Annotated in this window: 24 protein-coding genes and 2 pseudogenes; 6 read left to right on the top strand and 20 right to left on the bottom strand. The window is 65.5% G+C overall.

The window, feature by feature from the left end:
* The 14 genes from AWB83_RS15700 to AWB83_RS15635 form a co-directional block, all read right to left on the bottom strand.
* On the bottom strand, positions 1–1,728 hold the full coding sequence (locus AWB83_RS15700; RefSeq protein ID WP_087046484.1) for an ATP-binding cassette domain-containing protein: 1,728 nt from the start codon (positions 1,726–1,728) through the stop codon (positions 1–3).
* Positions 1,725–2,582: an ABC transporter permease gene (locus AWB83_RS15695; protein WP_087046483.1), complete on the bottom strand. Its 858-nt coding sequence runs from the start codon at positions 2,580–2,582 to the stop codon at positions 1,725–1,727. The genes AWB83_RS15700 and AWB83_RS15695 overlap by 4 nt, the downstream gene beginning before the upstream one ends.
* Complete coding sequence (locus AWB83_RS15690; RefSeq protein ID WP_087046482.1) at positions 2,579–3,493, bottom strand: ABC transporter permease; 915 nt, start codon at positions 3,491–3,493, stop codon at positions 2,579–2,581. Before AWB83_RS15690 ends, AWB83_RS15695 begins: the two co-directional genes overlap by 4 nt.
* A gap of 1 nt (position 3,494) precedes the next feature.
* Positions 3,495–5,162, bottom strand: a complete 1,668-nt coding sequence (locus tag AWB83_RS15685) for an ABC transporter substrate-binding protein (protein ID WP_087046481.1) — start codon at positions 5,160–5,162, stop codon at positions 3,495–3,497.
* A gap of 195 nt (positions 5,163–5,357) precedes the next feature.
* Positions 5,358–5,618, bottom strand: coding sequence for a hypothetical protein (locus tag AWB83_RS15680; RefSeq protein WP_087046480.1), 261 nt, complete (start codon positions 5,616–5,618; stop codon positions 5,358–5,360).
* Positions 5,619–5,716: 98 nt separating this feature from the next.
* Positions 5,717–7,060, bottom strand: coding sequence for an LLM class flavin-dependent oxidoreductase (locus tag AWB83_RS15675; RefSeq protein WP_087046479.1), 1,344 nt, complete (start codon positions 7,058–7,060; stop codon positions 5,717–5,719).
* A gap of 46 nt (positions 7,061–7,106) precedes the next feature.
* Entirely contained in the window at positions 7,107–8,330 is a 1,224-nt protein-coding gene (locus tag AWB83_RS15670) for an acyl-CoA dehydrogenase family protein (protein WP_087046478.1), read from the bottom strand.
* Positions 8,331–8,367: 37 nt separating this feature from the next.
* A complete protein-coding gene (locus AWB83_RS15665; protein ID WP_087046477.1) occupies positions 8,368–10,065 on the bottom strand; it encodes an ABC transporter ATP-binding protein in 1,698 nt (565 codons plus the stop codon).
* Between the two features lie 12 nt (positions 10,066–10,077).
* The gene (locus AWB83_RS15660) at positions 10,078–11,028 is read right to left on the bottom strand and encodes an ABC transporter permease (protein WP_087046476.1); all 951 of its coding nucleotides are present in this window, start codon (positions 11,026–11,028) and stop codon (positions 10,078–10,080) included.
* A 19-nt stretch (positions 11,029–11,047) separates the two neighbouring features.
* Entirely contained in the window at positions 11,048–12,028 is a 981-nt protein-coding gene (locus AWB83_RS15655) for an ABC transporter permease (protein WP_087046475.1), read from the bottom strand.
* Positions 12,029–12,039: 11 nt separating this feature from the next.
* Complete coding sequence (locus AWB83_RS15650) at positions 12,040–13,644, bottom strand: ABC transporter substrate-binding protein (protein ID WP_087046474.1); 1,605 nt, start codon at positions 13,642–13,644, stop codon at positions 12,040–12,042.
* Positions 13,645–13,854: 210 nt separating this feature from the next.
* Positions 13,855–14,082: a hypothetical protein gene (locus AWB83_RS15645; RefSeq protein ID WP_087046537.1), complete on the bottom strand. Its 228-nt coding sequence runs from the start codon at positions 14,080–14,082 to the stop codon at positions 13,855–13,857.
* A 118-nt stretch (positions 14,083–14,200) separates the two neighbouring features.
* Entirely contained in the window at positions 14,201–15,517 is a 1,317-nt protein-coding gene (locus AWB83_RS15640) for an MFS transporter (RefSeq protein WP_087046473.1), read from the bottom strand.
* Between the two features lie 52 nt (positions 15,518–15,569).
* Positions 15,570–16,844 carry a glucarate dehydratase family protein gene (locus tag AWB83_RS15635; protein WP_087046472.1) on the bottom strand — a complete coding sequence of 425 codons (1,275 nt, stop codon included), beginning with the start codon at positions 16,842–16,844 and terminating at the stop codon, positions 15,570–15,572.
* Positions 16,845–17,024: 180 nt separating this feature from the next.
* On the opposite strand from AWB83_RS15635, the gene AWB83_RS15630 reads away from it, so the two are divergent.
* Positions 17,025–17,729, top strand: a complete 705-nt coding sequence (locus AWB83_RS15630; protein WP_087046471.1) for a GntR family transcriptional regulator — start codon at positions 17,025–17,027, stop codon at positions 17,727–17,729.
* Positions 17,730–17,732: 3 nt separating this feature from the next.
* Entirely contained in the window at positions 17,733–18,200 is a 468-nt protein-coding gene (locus AWB83_RS15625; RefSeq protein ID WP_087046470.1) for a YaiI/YqxD family protein, read from the top strand.
* A gap of 89 nt (positions 18,201–18,289) precedes the next feature.
* Here AWB83_RS15625 and AWB83_RS15620 read toward each other — a convergent pair whose 3' ends face one another.
* Positions 18,290–18,883, bottom strand: coding sequence for a cysteine hydrolase family protein (locus AWB83_RS15620; protein ID WP_087046536.1), 594 nt, complete (start codon positions 18,881–18,883; stop codon positions 18,290–18,292).
* A 330-nt stretch (positions 18,884–19,213) separates the two neighbouring features.
* On the opposite strand from AWB83_RS15620, the gene AWB83_RS15615 reads away from it, so the two are divergent.
* The gene (locus AWB83_RS15615; RefSeq protein WP_087046469.1) at positions 19,214–19,537 is read left to right on the top strand and encodes a hypothetical protein; all 324 of its coding nucleotides are present in this window, start codon (positions 19,214–19,216) and stop codon (positions 19,535–19,537) included.
* A gap of 151 nt (positions 19,538–19,688) precedes the next feature.
* Here the strand turns inward: AWB83_RS15615 and AWB83_RS15610 are convergent.
* From AWB83_RS15610 to AWB83_RS15605, 3 genes and pseudogenes are all read right to left on the bottom strand, one after another.
* Positions 19,689–19,967: pseudogene (locus AWB83_RS15610) on the bottom strand (LysR substrate-binding domain-containing protein); the annotation flags it as partial.
* 4 nt (positions 19,968–19,971) lie between these two features.
* Positions 19,972–20,100, bottom strand: a pseudogene (gene glyA / locus AWB83_RS35800) (serine hydroxymethyltransferase); the annotation flags it as partial.
* 56 nt (positions 20,101–20,156) lie between these two features.
* Positions 20,157–21,911, bottom strand: coding sequence for a cytochrome c biogenesis protein DipZ (locus AWB83_RS15605; RefSeq protein ID WP_087046468.1), 1,755 nt, complete (start codon positions 21,909–21,911; stop codon positions 20,157–20,159).
* Between the two features lie 309 nt (positions 21,912–22,220).
* Between AWB83_RS15605 and AWB83_RS15595 the strand changes: the two genes are divergently transcribed.
* On the top strand, positions 22,221–22,796 hold the full coding sequence (locus AWB83_RS15595; protein WP_087046467.1) for a thioredoxin family protein: 576 nt from the start codon (positions 22,221–22,223) through the stop codon (positions 22,794–22,796).
* 77 nt (positions 22,797–22,873) lie between these two features.
* Here AWB83_RS15595 and panS read toward each other — a convergent pair whose 3' ends face one another.
* Positions 22,874–23,833, bottom strand: a complete 960-nt coding sequence (gene panS / locus AWB83_RS15590; RefSeq protein WP_087046535.1) for a ketopantoate/pantoate/pantothenate transporter PanS — start codon at positions 23,831–23,833, stop codon at positions 22,874–22,876.
* A gap of 395 nt (positions 23,834–24,228) precedes the next feature.
* Here panS and AWB83_RS15585 point away from each other — a divergent pair, with 395 nt between their 5' ends.
* Positions 24,229–24,783, top strand: a complete 555-nt coding sequence (locus AWB83_RS15585; protein ID WP_087046534.1) for a DUF6622 family protein — start codon at positions 24,229–24,231, stop codon at positions 24,781–24,783.
* A 171-nt stretch (positions 24,784–24,954) separates the two neighbouring features.
* Positions 24,955–25,758, top strand: coding sequence for a DUF899 domain-containing protein (locus AWB83_RS15580; protein ID WP_087046466.1), 804 nt, complete (start codon positions 24,955–24,957; stop codon positions 25,756–25,758).
* A gap of 24 nt (positions 25,759–25,782) precedes the next feature.
* Here AWB83_RS15580 and AWB83_RS15575 read toward each other — a convergent pair whose 3' ends face one another.
* Positions 25,783–26,646: an alpha/beta fold hydrolase gene (locus tag AWB83_RS15575; RefSeq protein ID WP_244197752.1), complete on the bottom strand. Its 864-nt coding sequence runs from the start codon at positions 26,644–26,646 to the stop codon at positions 25,783–25,785.
* Positions 26,647–26,904 lie beyond the last annotated feature (258 nt).

Raw genomic sequence — 26,904 nt, 5'->3', positions numbered from 1 at the left:
TCAGCTCGCTGCGAGCTCCCGCTCTTCACCGCACAACGTCGGCGCGGATGCCTTCAACAAGCGCGTATAGGCGTGCTGCGGCCGGGCGAACACGCGTTCGACATCGCCCTCCTCCACGATGTGCCCGTCCTTGAACACGAGCACGCGATCGCTCAGATGCCCGACCACGTCGAGATCGTGCGAGATGAAGAGCAGCGCTGTCGAATGACGCGCCTGCAACGACACGAGCAGATCGAGCACCTGCGCCTGCACGTAGACATCGAGCGCGGAAACCGGCTCGTCGCAGACGATCAGCGCGGGCTCCGAAGCAAGCGCACGCGCGATGGCGACGCGTTGCCGCTGCCCGCCCGACAGCGATACGGGACGACGCTCCAGAAACGCAACACCCAGTCCGACCTGCTCCAGCAATTCGACGCTGCGCGCGAGCGTATCGGCCTTGGAAAGCCGTTGTGGATAGAGTCCTTCTTCAAGCAACTGGCGCACCGAATGTCGCGGATCGAATGAGCTCAGCGGGTCTTGCGGAATGTATTGCATGCGGGGACGCAACGCGCGCCGCATCTTCTCCGTGACGCCCCGACCGTTCCATTCGGCATCGAGAAAACGAACCTTGCCGCGATCAGGCGCGAGCAAGCCGAGCACGATGTTGCCGCACGTGCTCTTCCCCGATCCCGATTCGCCGATGATGCCGAGCACTTCGCTTTCGCGAACGATGAACGAGACGTCGTCGAGCGCGGTGAAGCGTTCGTCGTGCGCGCCGCCGCGACGTCGATAGGTCTTGCCGATGCCTTCGACACGCAGCACTTCACGCCCCGAACCGGCGACGCGCGGCGGCAGCGGATCGCGAACGATCGATAGCGCCTCGACATCATCACGCGCGGCACGCACGATGCGCGCCGAGCTCAGCCGATGCCCGCGCGATTCCAGCGAAGGCTGCGCGGCCAGCAACTGCCGCGTGTAGTCGTGCACGGGACGATTGAGCACATCGCCGGTCGCGCCGCTGTCGACCACGATGCCGTCGTGCATCACGATGACGCGGTCCGCGATGCCCGAAACCACCGCCAGATCGTGACTGATCAGGAGCACGCCCACGCCCTGCGCGAGACGCTCCGCGAGCACGGCGAGCACCTGCGCCTGCACGGTGACGTCGAGCGCGGTCGTCGGCTCGTCGGCGATGACGAGCGCCGGTCCCGCCGCGATCGCCGCCGCGATCAGCGCACGCTGCCGCAAACCGCCCGACAGTTCGTGCGCGTACTGATGCGCGCGCATCGCGGGATCGGGAATGCCGACATCGGCCATCACTTCACGCACGCGCGCCTGCCGCTCGCCGCGCGAACGCAGCACGCGATGATGCGCCAGCACTTCCGTGATCTCCGCGCCGACCGTGCGCAGCGGATCGAGCGAGACGAGCGCATCCTGCATGACGAGACCCGCGAACGGTCCGCGCAGCGTGCGCCAGTCGCGTTCGGTGAATGCCCGCGCATCGCGCCCGTCGATCTCGAAGCGCTGCGCGTCGATGCGCGCGCCCGGCCCCGAGAGGCCGATCAGACTTCGCGCGGTCAGGCTCTTCCCCGAGCCCGATTCGCCGACCAGCGCCACGCATTCGCCGGGGCGAATCGTCAGGTCGACGTCGCGCACGAGCGGCGCGCCGCCGTTCGCATGCGCGAAGCCGATGGAAAGCCCGCGAATATCGACGAGCGGCCGGGCCGGACCTGAAGCCGGTGAAGTCATGCGCGCACCTCGAACTTGCGTTGCAGGAAGCGGCCGATCACGGCGAACGAAAGCACCGTCAGTGTGATGGCCATGCCGGGAAACACGCTCGGCCACCACGCGACGCGCAGCACGTCGCGCCCTTCCGCAAGCATGACGCCCCACTCGGGCGTCGGCGGCTGCGGGCCGAGCCCGAGAAAGCTGAGGCCCGACACCGCGATGATCGCGCTGCCGATATCGATGGTCGCGATCACCGGCACCGCGACGAGCACGTTCGGCAGCACGTGGCGAAAGAAGATGCGGCTGCGCGAAAGCCCGAAGCTCACCGCATGCGTGACGTAATCGGCGCGGCGCACGACGAGCGCCTGCGAGCGCAGCACGCGTCCGAACTTCGGTATGCCGGCGATGCCCACCGCGATCGCGATATTGACGATGCCCTGCCCGAGAAACGTGACGACGAAGAGCGAGAGCAGAATCGGCGGGAATGCGGAAAGCACGTCGAAGATGCGCGACGCGCCTTCATCGGCGAGACGATTCGACAGTCCCGCGAACAGACCGATGACGAGCCCGATGGCAAGACTCACGATCATGCTCGCAAGTCCGATCAGCAACGAGTAACGCGCGCCGTAGATCACGCGCGAAAGCACGTCGCGGCCGATGCGGTCCGTGCCGAACCAGTGCTGCCCGCCCGGCGCCTGAAGCGTCTGCGCGACGTCGCTCAGGAGCGGATCGTAAGGCGTAAGCAGGCGCGGAAACGCCATGGCGACGGCGAGCACGACGAGAAACGCCACGGCCAGCAACACGCCGGCGGGCAACGGCGATGCGGGACGCGGACGCCTGCGCTCGACGAGAACGAAACGGTCGATGGTGCTCATTGGCTGCGCAACCTCGGATCGATGAAGAGATAAGCGATATCGAGCAGCGTCGAGATGAAGACGTGCACGAACGCGGCGAGCAGCACGACCGCGAGCACGACCGGCACGTCCTGCGACGTCACCGCATTGAGCGTGACGCTGCCGATGCCCGGCCGGCCGAACATCTTCTCGGTGATGACCGCGCCGCCGAGCAGGCTGCCGATCAGCCAGCCGCCCAGCGTCACGACCGGCAGCAAGGCATGACGCAACACGTGCCGCACGCGCAGCGCGAGCTCGGACACGCCGCGCGCGCGCACCGTCGTCACGAAGGGCTTCGCGAGCGCGGCTTCGAGCGCTTCGCGCATCACCTGCGAAAGAATTCCCGCCGTCGGCAATGCGAGCGTCACGGCGGGCAATACCAGCGAGCGCCAGCCTTTCGCGCCGGATACCGGAAAGAGCCGCAGCTCGAACGAGAATGCAATCAGCAGCAGCATGCCGAGCCAGAATACGGGCGTCGACGTGCAGGTGAGCTCGACCAGCGACGCGATGCGCGTACTCCAGCGCCCGCCCGCGGTCAAGGTCGCGACCAGAATCGCGAGCACGATCGCCAGCAGTCCCGCCGATGCCGCGAGCTGCATCGTCGGCCACAACTGGCTCTTCAGAACGTCGAGCACGGGCTGCTGCATCACGAACGACGTGCCGAGATCCCCGTGCGCGAGGCGCAACAGGAACTGCCCGTACTGCCACAACAGACTGCGATCGAGGCCCCATTGCGCCGCGATCGCCTCGCGCAGACCGGGATACGCGAGGTCGCCCGCCAGCACGTCCTCGATGCGGCCCGGCAGCGCGTGGATCGCCACGAACGCCGCCGAGGCGGCGAGCCATAGCACGAGGAGTCCCGTCATGAGCCGTGTCGCGATTTTTTGGCGCATCTCATGCTCCTCGCTTGTCTATCCAGATGTCATACGCGCTCGCGGGACCATCGAGTTGCGGTTCGAAACCGATTCCATGCACCGTCGACTTGGCGGCGAGGTGATACACCGGCGCGAACAGCGGCACGATGAACGCTTCATCGACGGCGCGCTTCTGGATTTCGCCGAGCAGCTTGCGGCGCTCGTCGCCCACCGGCATCAGGCGCGAACGATTGATCTGCCCGACGATGGTCGCGTCGGGATTCGGAATCGCGCTGTAGAGAAAGCCCTTGTCGCCGAGCATGTCCCACAGCTCCATCGCCACATCGGACGGGTTGTCGGTATTCGGGTAGATGAACCACACGCCCGTCGCTTTCTGATTGGCGAAGTCGCCCGCCGTCGTGATGCGCAGATGCAGATCGAGCCCGATGTTCTGCCGCAGCGCCGACTGCACCGCGCGGATCAGCACGTCGCGGCTGTCGCGCACATACGGCTGCGGATAGCCGACTTCGATCGAGAGCCGCTTGCCGTCCTTCGTGCGGAAGCCTTCACTGTCGCGCGCGGTCCAGCCCGCTTCGTCGAGCAGCCTGTTCGCCGCCGCCACGTTGTTGCCCCACGAACCCGCGAGCCCCCTGTTGTAGTCGGGATTGTCCGGACCGATGTTCGACCAGGCGCGCTGCACCGTGCCGAGATAGACGCTCTTCACGATGGCGTCGAGATCGAAGCCGTCGCGCAGCGCGCGGCGCACGCGCACGTCGCTGGCGGGCGCGACCGTGTAGTTGACGTTGAGCGTGAACGAGGTCGTCGCCGAAGGACCGCGCACATACTGGAAGCCGTCGACCTTGTCGAACACGGCGATGTCGGTCGGCTGCACGCCTTCGATCAGATCGACTTGTCCGGAACTCAGCGCGCCGGTGCGCACGGCCGATTCCGGCAGGAACCGATACGTGACGCGATCCAGATACGCCGGCCCCTGATGCGCCGCATTGCCGGGCGCCCACCGGTAGTCCGGATTGCGCTCGAAGGTGGCCTGCTGTCCACGCTGATACGACTTGAAGACGAACGGTCCCGTCCCCACGATGCCCGGCCCGCCGCCGCACAGATCCTTGTTCTCGGCCAGCGCTTTCGGCGAGATGAAGCCGAGCTTCACGCTCGAAAGCGATTCGAGCGTCGTCGAATCGGGCTGCTTCATCACGAGCTTCACGACATACGGCGAGACCACATCGACGCGATCGAAGTTGACGAGCAGCGACGCGGAGGCCGAAGTCGTGCTGACGTTCTTCAGGATGTAATCGAAGTTCGCCTTGACCGCTTCGCCGTTGAACGGCGTGCCATCGGTGAACCTGACGTCGTCGCGAAGGTTGAAGGTGTAGCTCTTGCCGTCATCGGCGATGCTCCATGACTTCGCGAGCCACGGCGCATAGGTGCCGTCGGTGCGCTTCGAAATCAGCGAATCGATGAAATTGCGGATGACCCAGAATGCGTTCTGTTGCGACGAGCGATGCGGATCGAAGCAGGCGGGCTCGGTGGTCACGCCCCAGGTCAGCTCGCCGCCCGACACCGCCTGCTTCGCGACGCCCTGCACGGGTGCCGCCGATTCGGATTTGCTGCAGCCGCTGATCGCCACGCCGATTGCGACGAAAATGGGAAGGGCCAGGACGCTCAGCGGCGCCGGTTGTTTTTGGTTCATCTATCAGGAGGTCCTTGGAAGACACGTGCGCGAATCCGGAGACCGCGTCACGGAGAGAGGACCAAGCTTAAGGGCGCGCGAAGGTCGGAGGCAACCAAGCAAAGCTCATAACGTTATGGCTGCGCGCATTCGACAGGATTGCTTCGTATGGCCATATGAATACAGCGGAGAAGCGCTGGAATGAACGCCGCCGGATCACTCCGGCGGCAAGTCGGCGGGCGACTGAAACACGTCGACCGTATAGCCCATGTTGAAATAGCCCGCGCGCGCGTAGAGCGCGATGCGTTCGAGGCGCTCCGTGCGGTTCGCCGCATCGCTTGCGTGCTCGTCCGTTGCGGAAGCCGTGCAGGCGCATGCATTCCTGACGCGCTCGAACGCGCGGATGCGCCTGCGATCGCGCATGTCTTTCGCCGAAGCCGACAGGCTCTGCCAGTAACGCGTCAGGATATGCGGCATGGCGGTTCCCCCGCAATGCATGGATACCTCAAATCTAGACCGATAAAAAAGGCTCCGCAAACAAGGTTTTCTGCAATGCATTGCACGCGCGCGGCGCGTCAGGCCGCTTGTTCCGCCGCATGACGGCCGGCCGGCACGCCAAGCCCGAGATGACTGCGCAAAGTCTTCCCTTCATATGCGCGACGGAAAATCCCGCGCTGCTGAAGAATCGGCACGACGCCTTCCGTGAATGCTTCGAGTCCGCCGGGCAGCGCATCGGGCATCAGATTGAAGCCATCGGCCGCACCCTTGCCGAACCAGTGCGTGATGTCGTCCGCGATCTGCTCCGGCGTACCGACGATCACACGATGCCCGCCTCCGCCCGCAAGCGCGCGCACGAGCTCGCGCACCGTGTAGCCGTGCGTGCGCGCCTGTGCGAGCGTCGCGTTGAAGAACGTGTGGTTGCCGTTGCCGTTGTTGGGCAATGGCAGATCGTCCGGCAGGCGCTTGTCGAGCGAGAGCGATTCGACGGGCACGCCCAGCGTACCCGCCAGACGGTTCAGGCTGTAGCGCCACGGAATCAGCTCGACGAGCTCGTCGCGCCGGCGGATCGCCTCGGCTTCCGTCGCGCCGATGATCGTCGTCAATCCGGCGAGCACCTTCACCGCATTCGGCCCGCGCCCGTGACGCGCCGCGCGCGCGTTGAGATCCTCGCGGTACGCGCGCGATTCGTCGAACGATTGCGAGGCCGAAAAGACCGCTTCCGCATGGCGTGCCGCGAGTTCGCGTCCGTCGCCGGATGCGCCCGCCTGCACCAGCACGGGATGGCCTTGCACCGAACGCGGCAGATTGAGCGCGCCCTGCACGCCGAAGAAGCGCCCGCGATGCGCGGCGGGATGCAGCCTGTCGAGATCGACGAAGCGGCCCGTCGCCTTGTCGGCGACGAGCGCGCCGTCCTCCCAGCTGTTCCACAGCGCCTTCACGAGCGTCGCGAACTCGTCCGCGCGGGCGTAACGCTGCGCGTGATCCGGCACCGCGTCGAGCCCGAAGTTGCGTGCGGAAGGCAGATCCGCCGTCGTCACGATGTTCCAGCCGGCGCGGCCGCCGCTGATGAGATCGAGCGTGGCGAAGCGCCGCGCGATGTTGTACGGCTCGTTATAGCTCGTCGATGCCGTCGCGATCAGCCCCAGATGCGTGGTCGCGGCGGCCACGCTCGTCAGCAGCAGCGTGGGCTCGAGCGCCGTGATCGGGCGCATGTCGAGCTGGTCGGCGATCGCGGCGTTATCGGCGAGAAAGATCGCATCGAGACAGGCGCGTTCGGCGACCTGCGCGAGGCGCACGTAATGATCGACATCGATGAATGCCTGTGGATCGGCTTCGGCGAGACGCCATGCCGAAGGCACGAAGCCGGAATGAAGCGCGTTGATGTTCAGATGCAACTGGCGCGGGGCGGCGGCGCTCATGACAGGAAACTCCGGAGAAGAATCGACTTTCGATAAAGCGGAACCATCAGAACACCCGGCCTTCCGTGAGGTGCGTGGTCACGCCGTTCAGTTCGTAATCGCCGAGCACGCGCGACTTGTGAAGCAGCGGGTTGTGGCTGAAGATCGTGCGCAGATTGCGCCAGTGCCGATCGAAGTTGTGCGCGCGCGAGGTCGCCGAGGCGCCGCCCGCTTCGAACATGCGTTCGGCCGCATAAAGCGCGAGCTTGCTCACGACGAGTTGCGTGCGCGCCGTGGCGAGCGCGCCTTCGAGCACGAGCGCGTCGGCATCGGCGGCGCCGTTGCGGATTGCGCGCGCGGAGCGCTCGAGCTCGCGCGCGTTGTCGCCGATGAGCGCGTCGATCGCGTGGCTGTGCGCCGTCAGCTCGCCGACGACCTGCTGGATGAACGCGTCCTCGCGCGCGCTCGGCGCCGGGCTGTGCAGCACGGGACGTCCATGACGCAGCACGTAACGCTTCGCATCGGCGACGACATTGCGCACGATGCCCGCCGCCACCGCGACCAGATGCAACTGGCGCAACGCGCCGCCGTGCCGGCCGACGAGCGTCGTCTGCACGCGCGGCGTGATCTCGTCCGCATGCACCAGCAGATCGTCGAACTCGAGGCTGCCGCTCGCCGTCATGCGCTGGCCCATGCCGTCCCAGTCGTCGATCACGCCGAAGCCTTCGCGCTTCACCGGCACGATCGCGCTGACCGGCTCGCCGTTTTCGTCCTGCACGTTGAGTCGCGCGTAATCGGAGAAAGCGGTGCCCGTCGAATAGTACTTGCGGCCGGTCAGACGGTAGTGATCGCCTTCGCGCCGCAGTTGCGTCGTGATTTCGCCGGGACGCGACGTGCCCGCTTCCGTCGATGCGCCGCCGAAGATCGCGCCGTCCGCCACGCGCCGGATCTGCAGTTCGTTGAACGGCGTGCGCGGCGAGAGCAGCAGCGCCTCGGTCAGATCGAAGTGGATACGCAGCGCATGCGCGACGTTGCTTTCGTGCGCGGCGAGCGTGGAAATCACATGAAAGACGTCTTCGAGCGATCCGCCGAGGCCGCCCCACTCGACCGGCAGGCGCAGCTTGCCTAGACCCGACCGGCGAAAGAGCGTGAAACCTTCGAACGGCAGCTCGCGGCGCGCTTCACGCGCGGCGGCGTCCTCGCCGATAGCCCGCGCGAGAGCGGGCAAGGCGGCGAGCGCGGCGTCGAGTTCTTCGCGCACGCCGGCGCGGGATTGAGCTTGTTGTGACATCGTTATTCCCTGTTGATTGAGTTGCACGCGGCAAGCGTCAGGCGGCCTGCGCGTCGAATTGCCTGGCCGGCACGGCGTCGAGCAGCGTGCGCGTGTAGGCATGCTGCGGCGAGCGCCAGATATCGCGGTGATGTCCGCTCTCGACGATGCGCCCGCCGTGCATCACGTGCACGCGATCGGCGATATAGCGGACGACGGAAAGATCGTGCGAGATGAACAGATACGCGAGCCCGAGATCGCGCTTCAGCTCGACGAGCAGGTTGAGGATCTGCGCCTGGATCGACACGTCGAGCGCGGACACGGGCTCGTCGCAGATCAGCAACGCGGGTTCGAGAATCAATGCGCGCGCGATGCCGATGCGTTGACGCTGGCCGCCCGAGAACTCATGCGGAAAGCGTTCGAGCGCCGCACCGGGCAAGCCGACGCGATCGAGCATGGCGGCGGCGCGCGTGCGTCGCTGACGCGCATCGCCGATGCCGTTCACCGCCATCACGGTTTCGAGAATCTCGCCCACGGTGCGGCGCGGATTCAACGACGCATACGGGTCCTGGAACACCATCTGCACATGCCGCCGATGCGGTCTCAATTCGCGCTCGGAGAGCGGCACGAGGTCGGCGCCGCGCAGGCGTATTGCGCCGCCCGATGCGGGCACGAGGCGCACGATCGCTTTCGAAAGCGTCGATTTCCCGCAGCCGGATTCGCCGACGAGCCCCACCGTTTCGCCGCGCGCGATGTCGAACGAAACGCCATCGACTGCGCGCAGCGCGCCCTTGCCGTTGCGATGCGCGTAGTCGACAGTGAGATCCTTGATCGAAAGGAGCGGCCCGCTTTCGTCCGGCTTCGCGGTGGACCCGGCCACCGCATTGCGTGGCGCGAGCGGCGTCACGTTGAACGCGGGCTCGCCGTCGCTCGAGGAACCGTGACGTATCTCCGGCAACTTCCAGTCGCGATAATGAAGCTCGTTCGAGAGATTCAGCGACGCGCCGAGCAGGCCACGCGTATAGGCATGCTGCGGCTGCGTGAACAATTGCGCGACGGGTGCCTCCTCCACCTTCTCGCCCGCGAGCATCACCGCGACGCGGTCCGCGTGCTGCGCCACGACGCCGAGGTCGTGCGTGATGAGCAGAAGCGACATCGACAGCTCGCGCCGCAACTCGCCGAGCAGCTCGAGAATGCGCGCCTGAATGGTGACGTCGAGCGCGGTCGTGGGTTCGTCGGCGATGAGCAGGCGCGGTCGGCACGCCACCGCCATCGCGATCATCACGCGCTGACGCTGTCCTCCGGATAGCTCGTGCGGGTAGTCGGACACACGCCGATGCGGCTCCGGAATACGCACCAGATCGAGCAGCTCGACCGCGCGCTTCGTCGCCGCCTGCTTCGACAGCGATTCATGCTGGCGCAAGGTCTCGACGATCTGCGCGCCGACCGGCAGCACTGGATTCAGCGATGTCATCGGCTCCTGAAAGATCATCGAGATCTCGCGGCCGCGCAACGCGCGCATCTCCCGCGGCGTCAGTGCGAGCACGTCGCGCCCGTCGAAGCGCACGCTGCCCGTCACGCGGCCCGGCGACGGCACGAGGCGCATGAGCGAGAGCGCCGTCGCTGATTTGCCGCAGCCCGACTCGCCGACGAGCGCGAGCGTCTCGCCTTCGGCAATATCGAGGTCGATGCCGCGCACCGCGCGATGCGCGCCGAAATCCACGCGCAGATCGCGCACTTCAAGAAGATTTGCCATGAAGCACCTCGATCAGGAAAGCTGCCGCATGCGCGGGTTCAGCGCGTCGTTGAGACCGTCGCCGAGCAGGTTCAGGGCGAGGACGGCAAGCACGATCGCGGCGCCGGGAACCGCGGTGAGATACCACGCCGTGCGCAACGAGTCGCGGCCCGCGCCGATCATGCCGCCCCACGTGACCACGTTGGGGTCGCCCATGCCGAGAAACGAGAGCGACGATTCGATCAGGATCGCGCTCGCCACCATCACGGAAGCGGTGACGATCACCGGCGGCAGCGCGTTCGGCAGGATCTCGCCGAAGATGATGCGCGCGTTGCCGAAGCCCTGGCTGCGCGCGGCGAGCACGAAATCGCTCCGGCGCAAGGTGCGAAACTCGGCGCGCACGATGCGCGCGACGGTCGGCCACGATGCGATGCCGATGGCGAGCGCGATGATCGTCACGCTCGGACGCCCGATCGCGACGATCACGATCACGAGAAGAAACGACGGCACCGTTTGAAAGAGCTCGGTGATGCGCACGAGCAGGTCGTCGAGCAAGCCGCCGAAGAAGCCGCCGAGCGCGCCGACGAGCGTGCCGATCACGAGCCCGATCGCCGCCGACGACGCGCCGATCAAAAGCGACACGCGCGCGCCGTGCGCCACGCCGGCGGCGACGTCGCGGCCGAGCGAGTCGGTGCCGAGGCGGTAGAGCGGATCGGCGCCCGGCCATTCGAAGGGCGCGGCGACCATGTCGAGCGGATCGCCGGGAAAGAGACGCGGAGCGCCGAGCGCGAGCGCGATGAACGCGGCGAGCAGCACGATTCCCGCGAGCGCGGACGGATTGCGCAACAGCGCGCGCCAGGCGCCGCGCGACGCGCCCGCGGACGGCAATGCCTGCGAGCGGCGCGAGCCGAAGAGCGCGCCCGCGAGCTGGCGTCGCCATGCGGACGAAGCCGGTGCAACGAGATCGGGTGAGTCGGAAGCCATGCGTTATCGGATTGAAGAGTTAGGCGATGCGCGGGTCGAGCCACGCCTGAAGCAGATCGACCACCACGTTGGCGACGATCACGAGCAGCGACGAAAGCAGCAGCACGCCGAGCAGCACGCTGAAGTCGCGCGCCATGACGGAATCGAGCGCCAGCCGTCCGAGACCCGGCCAGCTGAAGACGGTTTCCGTCACCGCCGCGCCGCCGAGGAGCGTGCCGAAGTGGATGCCGACCATCGTCGTGAGCGGCATCAGCGCATTGCGCAGAACGTGGCGGACCGTCACGCGCAGCGGATGCAGTCCCTTCGCGTGAGCCGTGCGCACGAAGTCCTGCCGCGCGACTTCGAGCATCGCGGCCCGCGTGAGACGCGCGTAGATCGCGACGAAGAACGTTGCAAGCGTCGAGGCTGGCAGCAGCACGTGCTTTGCGACATCGGCGAGACAAGCGAAGCCGTGCAGGTTCGCACCGACCGTCACGTCGCCGCCGCTCGGCAGCCAGCCGAGATGCACCGAGAACAGCACGATGGCGAGCAGGCCGATCCAGAAACCCGGCGTCGAGTACAGCAGCAGTGCGACGATGGAGAGCACGCGGTCCGGCCATTTGCCCGCCCAGTGCGCCATGACGGCGCCCAGCACGATCCCCGCGACGATGGCGAGCGCGAGCGCCGTGCCCATCAGGATCAGCGTGTTGGGCAGGCGCGAGAGGATCAGCTGCATCACCGGCGCGTCATAGCGCGGCGAGTAGCCGAGGCTTCCATGCGCGAGATGCGAGAGATAAGCCCCGAGCTGATGCAGCACCGTCTGATCGAGGCCGAACTTCGCGCGCATGGTTTGCAGGGTCTCCGCCGTGGCGGAGCCCGCCTCGCCCGCGAGCACGTCGGCGGCGTCGCCGGGCATCAGCTTCAGCAGGAAGAAGTTGACGATCACGATCGCGAGCATCGTCGGCACCGCTTGCCATGCAGTGCGTCGAGCGATCGCGGCAAGGCGCGTGCGTCGGTTCATCGCGTGGGTCCTCAGGCGGCGAGCCAGACGTCGGCGAGATTGCCCTCGAGCCCTTGCGCCGACACCGTATGGTTGCGCACGCGGCGGTTCGCGAGCGTGACCATGCGCGGCGCGACGAGATTCAGGATCGGCAGGTCGCGATAGACGATTTGCTGGAACTGCCGATACAGCGCGACGCGCTTCGTCTCGTCGGTTTCGATCGACGCGGATTCGAGCAGCGTGTCGACCTCCGCGTTGCTGTAATGCGGCGCGTTGGAAAACGGCACGCCGGGACGAATGTTCTTCGACCAGTAAAGCCGCTGCACGCCCACGCTCGGATCGAAGAGCGTATTCACGCCGATGCTCGTGAAGTCGAACTGCCGGTCCGCGTAGACACGCTTCAGGAACGACGGCAGATCCTGCGAGCGCACGGTGACGTCGATGCCCACGCGCGCCAGCGCAGACTTCACGTAGTCCGCCTGGCGCCGGTACATGTCGCCGTAGGGCAGAAAATCGTGCGTCAGCTGAAAGCGCGGGCCGCCGTTCTTGCGCGGATAGCCGGCGGCGTCGAGCAGCTTTTCGGCGCTGGCGGCATCGAACGCATACGGCGCGAGCTTTGCATCGTGATACGGCGACGCGGGTGTGATCGGCGTCGGCGAAAGATCGGCATAGCCATAGGCGATCGTGCGCTGCACGACTTGCGGATTGATCGCGTGCGCGATCGCCTGGCGAACGCGCACGTCCTTCAGGATCGGATGATCGAGATTGAAGTCGATCTCCGAGAGCGGCTCGAGAAAGCGGTAGCCGCGCGTTTCCACCGCGAGTTGCGGCAATTGCGTGAGACGCGGCAAGTCGGAAAGCGGCACCGGGTTCTCGCCGCCGAGATCGAGCGCGCCGGTTTCGAACGCGGCGGAACGCGCGGCCGCATCGGGAATGACCTTGAAGACGAGCGAGTCGATATACGGCTTGCCCGCGTCCCAGTAGTCCGGGTTGCGCTCGTAGACGATGCTCGCGCCGCGCGTCCACGACTTGAAGCGGAACGGGCCGGTGCCGATCGGCGCATTGTTGTGCGGGTTCGCGAGCGGGTCGCCCGTCGCATGGAGATGCTTCGGCACGATCGGCGATTCGCCCGCCGACAGCGCCTTCAGCAGATACGGCGCGGGCTTCGACAGCTCGATGACGGCGGTGCGCGCATCCGGCGTCGACACGCGCACCACGTTGGCGAACGTGCTGCGTCCGCGCGGGTGAATCGATTTCAGCAGATCGATCGAGAACGCGACATCCGCCGACGTGAACGGCTGGCCGTCGTGCCATTTGACGTTCTGACGCAGCGTGAACGTGTACTTGAGGCCGTCCGGGCTCACGTTCCACGCGGTCGCGAGCTGCGGCTTCGGCTTCAGGTCGAAGTCATAGGCGAGCAGGCCTTCCAGCACCTTCGAGCTGGCGACGAGCGCCGGTCCGGTCGTCTGGAAAATGGAGACGAGATCCGGCGGTTCGGGATTGATCAGCATGTTGAGCGTGCCGCCGCGCTTCGGCGCCGCGGCCTCGTCCTGAGCGAACGCCAATGAGGACAGGCTTGCCGACGCGATTGCCGCGCTCGATGAAACCAGAAATTCCCGCCGACTGAAGCCTGCCATGTGATGCCGTTCCTTGTGTGGTGTCGTTCGAATGAGAGGTGCGGCGTCATGCTGCCGCGTCGCTCACGATAAAACGGTGTCGCACGCAAGAGAACCAATCGATACGCATATGCAAAGCATTGCGTTTCGAAAGAGCTTATGAAGGGAGGGATTTATGTGGCGGGGATGGGCGCGCGGGATGGTCGGATTGCTGACGTCGTCAGGGCGACGTCACTCGCGCCGTCGCCCTGCCCGCTTGCCGCGCTGATCGATCCACAGCCGCGCCCAGCGCGCGGCATACGCAATGGCGTGATCGGCTTCGAAGAAATAGTCGAGCGCGTCGAACGTGAACGATGCGCCGCGCGGCGAGGCGCCGCTTTCGATGGTGAGGTTCGCGGCATACAGGCCGCTTGGCATTGCGTGCGCGGAAGGCGCGACGTCGTATCCCTTGTATCGCATGAGGATTTCCGGAGAAATGCGTGCGGGCAACATCGCCCGATGCGATTCATGCTAATACGCGCGCCGCGCCCGTCCAACGAAGGCTTTGGCCTTAGCTAATCAGGGCTGCTTTCACGTCCTATTTCGGCGCGCCCGGTTGAAGTTCGAGCGCGGAGCGCCCTGCCCGAGGCGTCATGCGCGCGAAGAAGACGATCGCGGCGGCCACCACCGACATCAGCGCAAGCCCCGTGAGGCCGCCCTGGATCGAGCCTGTCTTCTGCTCGAGGAAGCCGAAGGCCGCGGGCGCGACAAAGCCGCCGAGATTGCCGATCGAATTGATCAGCGCGAGCACCGGCGCCGCGATGCGCGCATCGAGATAGCCCTGCGGGATCGGCCAGAAGAGCGACGAGGCGGCCTTGAACCCGATCGCCGCGAAGCAGATGGCGATGAACGAGAACACCGGGCTGCCCAGACCGGCGGCGTACATGCCGACCGCCGCGATCAGCAGCACGCACGCGACCCACGCCTGCTGGAACTTGAAGCGCGCGGCGAGCGCGGCGAACAGGTACATCGCGACGATGGAGATCAGCCAGGGAATCGAGTTGAACAGCCCGACCTGGAAGTCGTTCAGATGCCCCATCTTGCGGATGATGCTCGGCAGCCAGAACGTCGCGCCGTAGATGGTGAGCGACACCGAGAAGTAGATCAGGCAGAAGATCACGATCAGCGGATCGCGCAGCAGACTCCACGCGGACGGCTTCACGGTGTGCGCCGCATCGCGCTGACGCTGTTCCGCCTCGATCTCGGCGACGAGCGCGTCCTGCTGCTCGCGCGTAAGCCATTTCGCGTCGCGCGGCTTCGAATCGAGCCAGAACCACACGAAGCCCGCCAGCACCACCGACGCCATGCCCTCGATGATGAACATCCACTGCCAGCCATGCAGGCCCGCGCCTTCGATCAGCAACAGCCCGCCCGAGATCGGCCCGGAGAACACGGACGCGAGCGCCGAGCCGCTGAGGAAGACCGCCATCGCCTTGCCGCGTTCGCCGCGCGGCAGCCACTGCGTGAAGTAGAAGACGACGCCGGGGAAGAATCCCGCCTCGGCCGCGCCGAGCAGGAGGCGCATCGCATAGAACGAGGTCTCGCCCTGCACGAACGCCATGCCGACGGCGGCCAGCCCCCACGTGACCATGATGCGCGTGAGCCACGCCTTCGCGCCGAAGCGCTGCATCAGCATGTTCGACGGCACTTCGAACACCGCGTAGCTCACGAAGAACAAGCCCGCGCCGAGCCCGTAAGCCGCCGCGCCGATGCCGAGATCCGCGCTCAGATGCTGACGCACGAATCCGATGTTCACCCGGTCGATGTAGTTGACGATGAACATCACGACGAAAAGCGGCAGCACGTGCCACTTGATCTTGCGAACGGCGCTCGACAGCGCGCTGGAACTGCTCATGAAGTTGTCTCCTGGATGGGCGCTGCGAACGCGTCTTCGACGTCTGTGCGGATCAGAAGCGCGGATTCCTGCCGCTGAAATCCGGCTGATACTTGCGCATCTGCGAGAGGTCGTCGCGATTGCGCACGCCGCACGACAGATATTGCTGGTGCAGCTCCGCAAGCTTCTCGCGATCGAGCTCGACGCCGAGACCCGGCGTCGTCGGCACGCGCACCGCGCCGTTGTCGAACACGACGCGGCCGCCCTTCACGACCTCCTCTTCCTGCCACGGGTAATGCGTGTCGCAGGCGTAAGTGAGATTGGGGATGCTCGCCGCGACGTGCGTCATCGCCATCAGGCTGATGCCCAGGTGCGAGTTCGAATGCATCGACATGCCCAGGTCCCACAGCCTGCACATGCGCGCGAGCGTCTGCGTCGCGCGCAGGCCGCCCCAGTAGTGGTGGTCCGAGAGCAGCACCTTGACCGAGCCCATCTCGCAGCCGCGGCGGAAATCGTCCATGGTCGTGATGACCATGTTGGTCGCGAGCGGCAGCTTCGTATGCTTCTGCAGTTCGGCCATCCCTTCGAGGCCCGGACACGGGTCTTCGTAATACTCGAGGATCTCGTCGAGTTTGGGCGCGGCCTCGATGCTCGTTTCGAGCGTCCAGTTCGCGTTCGGATCGAGGCGCAGCGGCACGCCGGGGAACGCCTTCGCCAGCGCCTTCATGCACGCGATTTCATGCGCCGGCTCGAACACGCCGCCCTTCAGCTTGATGCTCTGAAAGCCGTACAGGCCGATCATGCGGCGCGCCTGAGCCACGATCTGCTCCGGGCTGATGCCCTCGCCCCATGCATCCGGCGCATAGGGCTTGTCGACATGCTCCGCGTACTTGAAGAACAGATAGGCGCTGTACGGCACGGCGTCGCGGACCTTGCCGCCGAGCAGATCGACGATCGGCGCGCCGACGATCTGCCCTTGCAGATCGAGCATCGCCACTTCGAAGGTGCTGATGGCCTTCGCCGCGTTCTTCGCCGTGTGCGAGCCGGGCGCGAGCTCGAATTCGACCGCGCCGGGCGTCGCCCTGATCGTGGCGCGCACGCGCTCCTCCATCCGGTTCAGGTCGAACGGCGAAAGACCGATGACGAGATCCCTGGCCTGCGCCAGCACGCGCAGCATGGGTTCGTCGCCGTAAGTCTCGGAGATGCCGACGCGCCCGTCGCTCGTCTCCACTTCGACGATGGCGCGCAGTGCCCACGGCTCGTGGATGCCCGCGGCGTTGAGAAGCGGACCGTCGCGAAAGGCGATGGGGGTGATGCGCACCTGGGAGATGGAGATCTGGCGGGTCATGTCGATGTTCCTGCGAATGGGTAGTAGCGAGGATGGACGAATGGTAAAGCACTAATATATTAGTGTGTCAGTAGGGAATCCACTAGCGTCAGCACCGGCGCGATGCGCGGCGGCTCCGGCATTCCGACGGGCTATAGTATTAATGTTTCAGTCATCGCCGCCTTATCGCTTCCGCCTCACATGAAAAACGTCGATTCCCCTCGCGCGGTCCATCGCCTCGACCGGTCCCGCCACGCCGCGCCGCAAGTCTTCGAGAGGCTGCGCGAGATGATCCTGTCGCTCGAACTGGCGCCCGGCACGGTGCTGTCGCGCACCGAGCTCGCGACCCGCTACGGTCTCAGTCAGACGCCGGTGCGCGACGCGCTGATGAAGCTCGGGGAGGAAGGACTCGTCGACATCTTTCCGCAGCACGCCACGGTCGTCAGCCAGATCAGCGTGGCCTCGGCGCTTCAGGCGCACTTCCTGCGCCGCTCGATCGAACTGGAAGTCGTGCGCACGCTGGCGCAGCGGCACAGCGCCGCGCTCATCGCGCGGTTGCGCGCCACCATCGCCGAGCAGATGGAGCTGCTCGATCCGAAGGACGTCGAGCAGTTCGCGCTGCTCGACCACGCTTTTCACCGGCAGATGTACGAAGCCGCGGGCGTGCCGCAGCTATGGGATCTGGTGCGCCGGCTGAGCGGGCACATCGACCGGCTGCGCCGTCTGCATCTTCCGGTGGAAGGCAAGACAATGGCCGTGGTGCGCGATCACACCGAGATCGTCGATGCCATCGAGAAAGGCGACGCCGATGCCGCGGAGGCGGCGCTGCGCAAGCATCTGTCGGGCACGCTCAGTCAGATCGACGAGATCCGCACGAGCCATCCGACCTATTTGACGGATCACTGACCCATGCAGATTCTGGTCGATGCGGACGCCTGCCCGAGCGTCGTCAAGGACATCCTCTTTCGCGCGGGACCGCGCGTGAAGGTATGCGTGACGCTCGTTGCGAACCAGTTTCTGCGCACGCCGCCGTCGCCTTATATTCGCGCGATCCAGGTACCTTCGGGCTTCGATGTCGCGGATTCGCGCATCGTCGAGATGACCCGGCCGGGAGATCTGATCGTCACCGCCGACATTCCGCTCGCAGCCGCCGTGCTTGCAAAGGGCGCGCATGCTCTCGATCCGCGCGGTGAATGGTTCAGCGCGGAAAATATCGAAGAGCGCCTGACGATCCGCTCGATGATGGATCAGTTGCGCAGCACGGGAGTCGCCACGGGCGGGCCGTCGCCGTATAGTCCGCGTGACAACAAGAATTTCGCCGCGCAGCTCGACCGCTTTCTGGCGCGGCGGCGCGATGCGGGAACCCCGCCCGCGTGAGCCGGTTGCGGGTTGCGGGTTGCGGGTTGCAGGCCCTTTGCCGGATGAAACGGCGAGCTATTTTCCGAGCGTCATCCCGCCGTCGATCGTCACGATCTCGCCGCCGGCGAATGCCAGGCAAGCAACGACAAGGCATCAGCGAGCGAGAGCACCGTTGTGCGCGAGTCGAACGCGGTCGAAAAAAGATGATCGTGCACGACCGGGTCCGGGGCGTAGCAGCAATCCTTGACAGTGAACAAGCGGAAGTCCGCATCGCTCGCATACGCAACCGACGACAGCACGACACCGGTCGATGCAATACCCGCCATGAGCAGTGTATCGATACCCTGCCCGGCAAGCCGCGCCTGCAGTCCAGTACCAAAGAACACGCTGGCCCGATGCGCGATGATGAGCGGTTCAGTGGCCTGCTGGCCGAGTTCCGGCGCGATCTGGTCGTCGACGAAAAGACCAAGCCGTTTGATTCCCTGCCCGTTCCTGTTCAACGGACTGACTTCCGGATAGCCCGGGCTAAAGTGGATCTTGGCGAAATAGACGCTGATGCCCTTGGCCCGCGCCGCATCACACAGCCTGCGCGTATTGGCGAGCAAGGTCGGCGCGACCGATGGAAATAACTTCAGGATGTCAGTCTGATAATGCATGACCACCAGAGCGGTTTGCGCCGGAACGATCGCTGGAATCTGCATGTCCACACTTTGCGCCCCGGCGACGCCGCCCACGCCCTGTTGATGGTCTGTCGAATCCGCAAGTCCAGGTTCAATGCGTGGCGACGCAAGGCTACGCGATGATGAATGATGCTCGACTCTATCACGACCATCATGAAGCGAAATTTCACGAAGCGAAGCGTGGTGGCCTCTCCCAAGGCGCGCTGGTTGGCGAACCGCACACCGCTTCGACCATTGACGCGACTGCTTCAGGAAATCGTTCTGCGCGCGGCACGATAATTGCGCCACTTGTATTAAGCAGGCGACGAACGTCTGCGTTCTTGTTCCAGTCCGATAAAGGGGGCACGAGTCATGAGCAAAGCAATCAGCACGTTAATCGCGGCCGTCGCCGCAGTCACGCTGTCGGGCGGCGCCTATGCACAGGCCGCCGGAGGCTCGAGCGGCAGCGGTTCCGCAGGCAGCACGGCTAGCCCGGCAAACCAGGTGAACGGTGCAACGGGCGGCTATGGCAGCCCAAGCGCCACCCACTCGGACAGCGGCATGTCCGCCAGGGCTCCGAACTCGGGCCTGCCGAGCAGCACCAACAGCAATTCGACGTCTGGCACCAGCGCTCCCACGACGAGCAACAACACGCTGGCGACCCCTAGCGTAAAGTCACCGGTTTCCGGCCAATAAAAGCAGTTGAAGATGACCAGCCGCCGCGAATAAGCGGAAGTTCGGTTCCCTTATTTGCCGTCTGGCATATGAAAGGACCGCTGCCCTCGTGACAGCGGTTCTTCGCGTCCTCCGCGACAACCCGCCAGGCAGTCTGCAAACGCACCCCCGCTCATTGCGCGATCTTCGCCCGCGCCGACGGCCATCCCTGCATCATCGTGCCGATTTCTTCATCGAGCCATCGCCGGAACTGAAGATACTCAGGCCACGATTTCGCGTTGCGATGCGTGATCAGATAGTGATGACGGTCGTGAAAGACGAACGCATCGTCGACGGGCCTGACGAGCTTCCTCTGCTCGACCTGACGGTGCACGAGATGATGCCGGCCGAGCAGCGTGCCCTCGCCCGCTTCGGCCTGCGCGACGAGCAGACGATAATCGTTGCTCTCGAGATCGCCACTTGCCCGGAAGCGCCGGACGCGCCCCGTGCGTGAGATGCCCGCCCGCATCGAGCGACGTGCCCATGACGGTGTCGCGGAGCTTCACGAGCGCGAGCATCACCGCGCCGTTCGCCTGCGCGCCCGCCGCGCAAAAATGGCGCGGCGCAGGCTGCAGAAAGTCAGCAAGCGAATCAGATCGGGTCAGCCAAAAGTGAAGCTGTACACCTGCGCGCCAGGATCGAGAAACTCGATCTGAAACGTGCGGTCGTCGACTGCATCGTTCTGACGCACCAGTTGATACAGCCGCGCGTTCGTCACGATGCCGCTGCCATCGGCGGCGACATCGGCGCCGTGCGACGCGCCCGGCGGCTTGCCATCGATCGTGATGCGAAACCGCACCGGCTTGCCATCGGTCGTGGGTCCGAGCACGAGATGCAGATCGCGCGCATGAAAGTGATACGCGATGTGCGCCCGCGACGCAGCCGGCACGGCCGCTTCCCCGCCGACATTCCACTTTCCATCGAGCGCCCATTGGTTGAGCGGCAGTTGCGCGGGCAGCGTGTAGTTTTCCGCGGCATCGGGCTTTACGCGCTGCGGCGATGCAAAGCCTTGCGCCTGTCTGTAACCGACATACGTCTCGTCCGATCCGATATCCGCCGTATCGGCCGCTGCCTGCGCGCCGCTGCCCTGCACCGGCTGCGCATCGGCGGACATCATCGGCTTGCCGTTCTCGGCGAGCAACTGGCGGATCGCATCCTCCGCCTCGCGATACCCGCCTTCACCGAAGTGGTGATAGCGCACACGCCCCTGCGCATCGACGATATAGAACGCCGGCCAGTATTGATTGCCGAACGCGCGCCAGATGCCGTAGTCGTTGTCGATCGCCACGGGATAGCGAATCGTCAGGTTCTCCAGCGCACGCTTCACGTTGCCGGTGTCGCGCTCGAAACCGAACTCCGGCGTGTGCACGCCGACCACGACGAGTCCGTCGTTGCCATAGCGCTGAGCCCACGTCTTGAGATACGGCAAGGTGCGCAGGCAGTTGATGCACGAGTACGTCCAGAAATTGACCACGACGACCTTGCCGCGCAACGCGTCGGCGGAGAGCGGCGCAGAGTTGAGCCAGGCCGTCGCGCCGTCGAGCGACGGCAGACGGCCCTGAACGGGCAGCGCGACCGGCATCGACACGCGCACGACGCGCGCGCCCTGCCGTTCTTCATGCGATGCCTGCTTCGTTTTCGCCACATCGACGAGCCAGCCCTCGATGCCGTTCGTCGGCGCGCCAGGCACGTGCGCGAGCAGGCGCGTGTCGAATCCCGTTGCAATCGCCGCCACCGACAGCAGCACGAGCGCGCCCATCGCGCGACGCAGATGCTCCCCGAAGCCGAGCGAACGCTTGAGCGCATCGAACGCGCGCTTGCCGAGGCCGGTCGCCACCGCGAGCGAACTCACGGCGCCCACGGCATAGGCGGCGAGCGCCGCGGCCGTTTGCCAGTTCGCGCCATGCAAGGCCGCGCCCGTGAGGATCACGCCGAGGATCGGGCCCGCGCACGGCGCCCACAGGAGACCGGTCGCCGCGCCGAGCAGCATCGACGAGGCGATGCGGCGCGTCGTGCCATAGGACTGCGAGCGCGCGGTGATGCGGTCCGCCAGTCCCGACAGCGGTAGCGTGAGCCGCGCGGCGATCGACGGAAACAGCAGCGCCGCGCCGAACAGCGCGAGCATGGCGAGCGCGATCCAGCGGCCGTACTGGCTCAGTTGCGCCGCGCCCGCGAGACCGGCCGCGCCGATGCCGGTCACGAGCGCGAACGTGCCCGCGAGCCCGGCGAAGAGCGGCAGACGATCCGTGAGGAAGGGCCGGTCCGAGCGCGCGAACACGAACGGCACGACCGGCAGGATGCAGGGACTCAGGACGGTGAACACGCCGCCGAGAAATGCGATGACGATGAATGACATGAGATCGGTAACCGGTGAAAGCGGTGGGACAAACCGGCGTCGAACGCCGGGACATCGGCACGTCAGGCCATATGCCGTATTTCAGCGTTCTCATGTATCGGGGGAATTTCAGAACCGGCGTGTCGTGCAACGCCATGTATCGGTCGCGGTACCGGATACACGGCAATACAAACGGCGCGATTGGTATCGCCATGTATCCGGACGGCGCGTCGATACAAAGCGATGCACAACGACCGATGCCGGGACACGCGCCCGATACATCCGCACGTTTCAATACGATCGAACACTCACTCGAAAGGAGCATCCGTCATGTTCGATCGTCTCAAGGTCGCTGCCGTCGCCGCAGCCATGGCCGCTGCATTCGGCGCCGTCGCGGCGCTTGCCGCTTTTGCCTCGACGAGCAATTCATCCGGCCTGAAAACGACGCAGCAGGTCGCCATGCAGGCGCCGGACTTCGCCGGCATCGATACGTGGATCAACAGCGCGCCATTGCACCTCGAGCAGTTGCGCGGAAAGGTCGTGCTCGTCGACTTCTGGACGTTCGACTGCATCAACTGCGCGCATACGCTGCCCCACGTGAAGGACTGGTATGCACGCTATCGCGACAAGGGGCTCGTCGTGGTCGGCGTGCATACGCCCGAATACACGTTCGAGCGCGATACCGGCAATCTGAAGCAGGCGATCAAGCGGTATGGAATCGAGTATCCGGTGGCGCAGGACAATCAGTACGCGACGTGGAATGCATACGGCAATCAATATTGGCCCGCGCTCTATCTGATCGATCAGAACGGCAAGGTCGTGTACAGCCACTTCGGCGAAGGGCGGTATGCGCAGACGGAAGAAGTGATTCGAGACTTGCTCGGACTGAGCGGGAAGCAGGGTTGACCACGCCGCGCACGGTCGAAAAAAAGGCGCGCCCGCAACGGACACGCCTTTCTCTTTGACCCGGCAGCTGTGGTCACTCACCCTTGCCGGGCAACGACCCCTTGCGCATCGGCATCGCGCGTCGACCCTTTCGCGGGCCGTCCCGCCCAATACCCCGCGAGCATCGATCCCGACAGGTTGTGCCACACGGAGAACAACGCCCCCGGCAGCGCCGCGATCGGCGTGAAGTACAGCTTGCCGAGCGTCGCCGCGAGCCCCGAATTCTGCATGCCGACTTCGATCGCAAGCGTGCGGCAGACGGCCTCATCGAAGCCGAGCAGACGCCCGCCCCAATAACCGCCAAGCAGACCGATGCCATTGTGCAGCACCACGCCCAACGCGACGACGAGCCCCACCGAAGCGATGCTCTTCTGCGTCCCGCCGACCACGGCGGCGATGATCAGCAGGATCGACACCATCGACACGAGCGGCAATGCCCATTCGATCCTGCGCACGGCCTTGCCGAACAGATGATTCACGACGAGCCCGACGACGATCGGCAGCGCCACGATCTGCACGATGCTCATCAGCATGCCGTGCACATCGACCGCGATCGACGCATCGACGTACAGGCGCGTGAGCAGCGGCGTCGCGAACACGCCGACGAGCGTCGACAGCGCGCTGATCGTGACCGACAGTGCGACGTCGCCGCGTGCGAGATAGATCATCACGTTCGACGCCGTGCCGCTCGCGACGCTGCCCACCAGCACCATGCCCGCCGTCAGGTCCGGCGGCATGCGCAGGGCCTTCGCGATCGCCCATGCGGCGAGCGGCATCACGAGGTAATGCAGAACGATTCCCGCGATGACCGGCGCGGGACGCGTGAACACGCGCCTGAAATCGTCGAGGGAGAGCGTCACGCCCATCGACAGCATGATGATCGTCAGAAGCGTGGTGACGTGCGGCGCGATGCCCGTCACGGAAGCGGGAGAGCAGTAGGCGGCGATGGAAACCAGCACGGCCCAGAGCGGGAAAAGGCGGGTGATGCGGGCAAGCATGAAAGGCAATCCTCGAATGTCGTGGCGTGTCGTGTTTCTCAGGCGAAACCGTGGCGCGCGGGCGATCGTGCGCGCGGCGGCGGATTCGAAAAGCGGCTTCGCGGCGCCTCGGCGATTGGCGTGGCGCCGCATGCGACTGCGCACGGAATGAACGACCGTGCGCAAACGGAACGAATGATTGCCTTCGTGGGGCGGAGGCCGGCCCGGGATGCCGCGACGCGCGGGTCGCGCGCGATGCGGCTCGATGTCGGGCAGGCGCCGCATTTTACCCGGCGCGCGGGCGGAATTCGGGAATCGCTTAATTTGCGCGTCGCAGGCCGGGCCGGCCGGCTCATTCGCGGCTAATAGTGGGGCGTCATGATGCGCGCGAAACTTCCAATTCGAAGGAGACCGTCATGTCGCCAGTCGCAATCATTCAGGGCACGCCAACCTGGGTCGGCTTGCTGCTCGTCTTCCTGGCCTATCGCGGGTTCACCGCGTTGCAGGGCAGCACGTCGCCGCTTTCGAAGCTCGCCATCGTTCCGGTGATTTTCGCGGGCATGGGAATCGCGCATCTGGTCTCCGAGCCGCTCGCGGGCTGGACCGCCGCGTCGGCATGGATCGTCGGGCTGTGCGGGGGCATCGCGGGCGGCGTCTTCACCGCGAACCGAACCCGTTTCATCGTCGACCCGGTTGCTCGCACCGTCATGCTGCCAGGGTCCGTGGTGCCCCTGCTGCTGATCGCCCTCACGTTCGTCGCCAAATTCTGGCTCGGCTTCCAGATGGCGACCGAGACCAACGCAGCGCTGCTCACGACCTACGTGTTGATCGATGCCGCCGTGTCCGGCGCCGTCGCGGGCATGTTCGCCGGACGCTTCGTCACGTACTGGCGCACGATGACCGCGTGCAGCGGGCTGCTGGACGTCGGCGACGTGAGTTCGGCGTCGTCCGGAAACACGCACGCTTCATGAACCGCGGCTCGCCAGCGGCTCGAGCGAAATACCGCCACACTTGTTACTCCCATCGTTCCGGGTTCCGGGTCCAGACTGTCTCAAGGCAAACGACGAACAAGAGCAGCGAATGGAATCGCGCTTCGGTCACGATGCGCGCAAATTTGCCCCACTCAGGAGGTTGCACAAGCCATGACTACATCAGACGAGAATGGAAAGAACACCCCACCGACCACGATGCGCACGCCGCCGGTCGTGCCGCCCGAAGAATGGGAGGCGGCGCGCGAGCGGTTGCTCGTGAAGGAGAAGGCTCATACCCGCGCCCGCGACGCGCTGGCCGCCGAGCGCCGCCGGATGCCGTGGATGGCCGTCAAGGCCGATTACATGTTCGAGGGCCCGGCGGGCAAGGTCACCCTGCTCGATCTCTTCGACGGGCGGCGGCAGCTGATCGTCTACCGCGCGTTCTACGAACCGGGCGTGTTCGGCTGGCCCGAGCATGCGTGCCGGGGCTGCTCCATGGTGGCGGATCAGGTCGCGCATCTCGCGCATCTGAACGCACGCGACACCACGCTGGTCTTCGTCTCGCGTGCGCCTCAGCAGGACATCGCGCGACTCAAGGAACGCATGGGCTGGGACATCCCTTGGTTCACCATCACGGACCGATTCGATGCCGACTTCGGCGTGGACGAATGGCACGGCACGAACGTGTTCTTCCGCGACGGCGACCGCGTGTTTCGCACCTACTTCATCAACAATCGTGGTGACGAGCAGATGGGAAGCACCTGGAACTACCTCGACATCACGCCGCTCGGCCGGCAGGAGCTCTGGGAGGACTCGCCCGAAGGCTATCCGCAGACGCCGACGTACAAGTGGTGGAACTGGCACGATAGCTACGTTGCAAACGCGCCGCCGGACAAGAAATGGGTCGCGGTGTCCGATGCAGGAGAGGCCGCATTCCGGGCCGAGAGCGCGAAGAAGAAGTCGGGGCCGGCGTGATTTACCGCTTCTTCTGATCGCGCGCTATTCCGTCACGCGCAGGAACGCGAGCAATTCGCCCACGATCGCCTCGGGCGCATCTTCCTGCATCAGATGTCCTGAACCGGGCACGCGCGTGAAGCGCGCGCCCGGAATCAGCGACGCCAGTTCCACGCCACGCTCGACTGGTATCCACTCGTCTTCCTCGCCCCACAGGATCGAAACGGGACACTTCAGTTCGCCGTAACGCGACTGAACCTCGTCGGTGTATCGCTGATCCATCTGGGCAATCTGCCGATAGAACGCGGCCTGACCGCTCTCCCCCGTCCACGGCCGCGTGTAGATGCGCAGCGCCCCGTCCGACAAGGGCCCGTGCGCGGCGCCTTGCAAATATGCATCGAGCATCGCCTGATGCATATAAGGCGGCACGCCCGCGAACGCGGCTTCATGCTGCCGCACATGACGCACGAAGGGCGAGCCCCAGGGGGCGACCGCGACCGGATCGACCAGCATCAGCGAACGATAGGCGCAGCCATCGAGCAATGCCGCTCTCAGCGATGTGGCGCCGCCGAAGTCGTGCGCGAGCACATCGGGCGCGGCGCCGTTCCAGTCGCGGCTCCAGTGCTTCAGCAGCGCCGCGAGCAAGCGGTTCTGCACGCCGAGCGACACGTCCTGTCCCGCGCGCATGTCCGATGCACCGTAGCCCAGCAGATCGAAGTAATGCACGCGCCGCCAGCGCGCCGCGATCGGCGCGATGCGCCGCCAGACCTGCGACGAAAACGGCGTGCCATGCACCATCACGAGCGGCGCGCCCGCGCCGATCACGCCGTAGCGCACGGATTGTCCTTCGAAGTCGAACACATGATCGAGCGGCAATGCGTCCCTGGATTGCTGATTCGTTTCGCTCATGACTCGTTCCTTGAATGTCGATCCATGAGGATAAGGCAGGTCGCCGGACGGCGCACTTGGCCCGGACGTCTCGCCATATACATTCCCAACATGACGCAGCCGTCGATCTCCAAGCATCTCAAGGTGCTGGAGCGCGCCGGCTTGATCTCGCGCTCGCGTGCCGCGCAAACCCGACCTTGCCGTTCTCAAAACGAGCGTTGCGGAATCGCACGCGCACCGTTCAGCGAGCTGTGCCCGCTCGACATAGAGAATGTCGTG

It is taken from the genome of Caballeronia ptereochthonis (genome assembly GCF_001545075.1).
Lineage (GTDB): Bacteria > Pseudomonadota > Gammaproteobacteria > Burkholderiales > Burkholderiaceae > Caballeronia > Caballeronia ptereochthonis.
The sequence above is the reverse complement of the archived record's forward strand: the minus strand, read 5'-3'. Positions and strand labels throughout refer to the sequence as shown.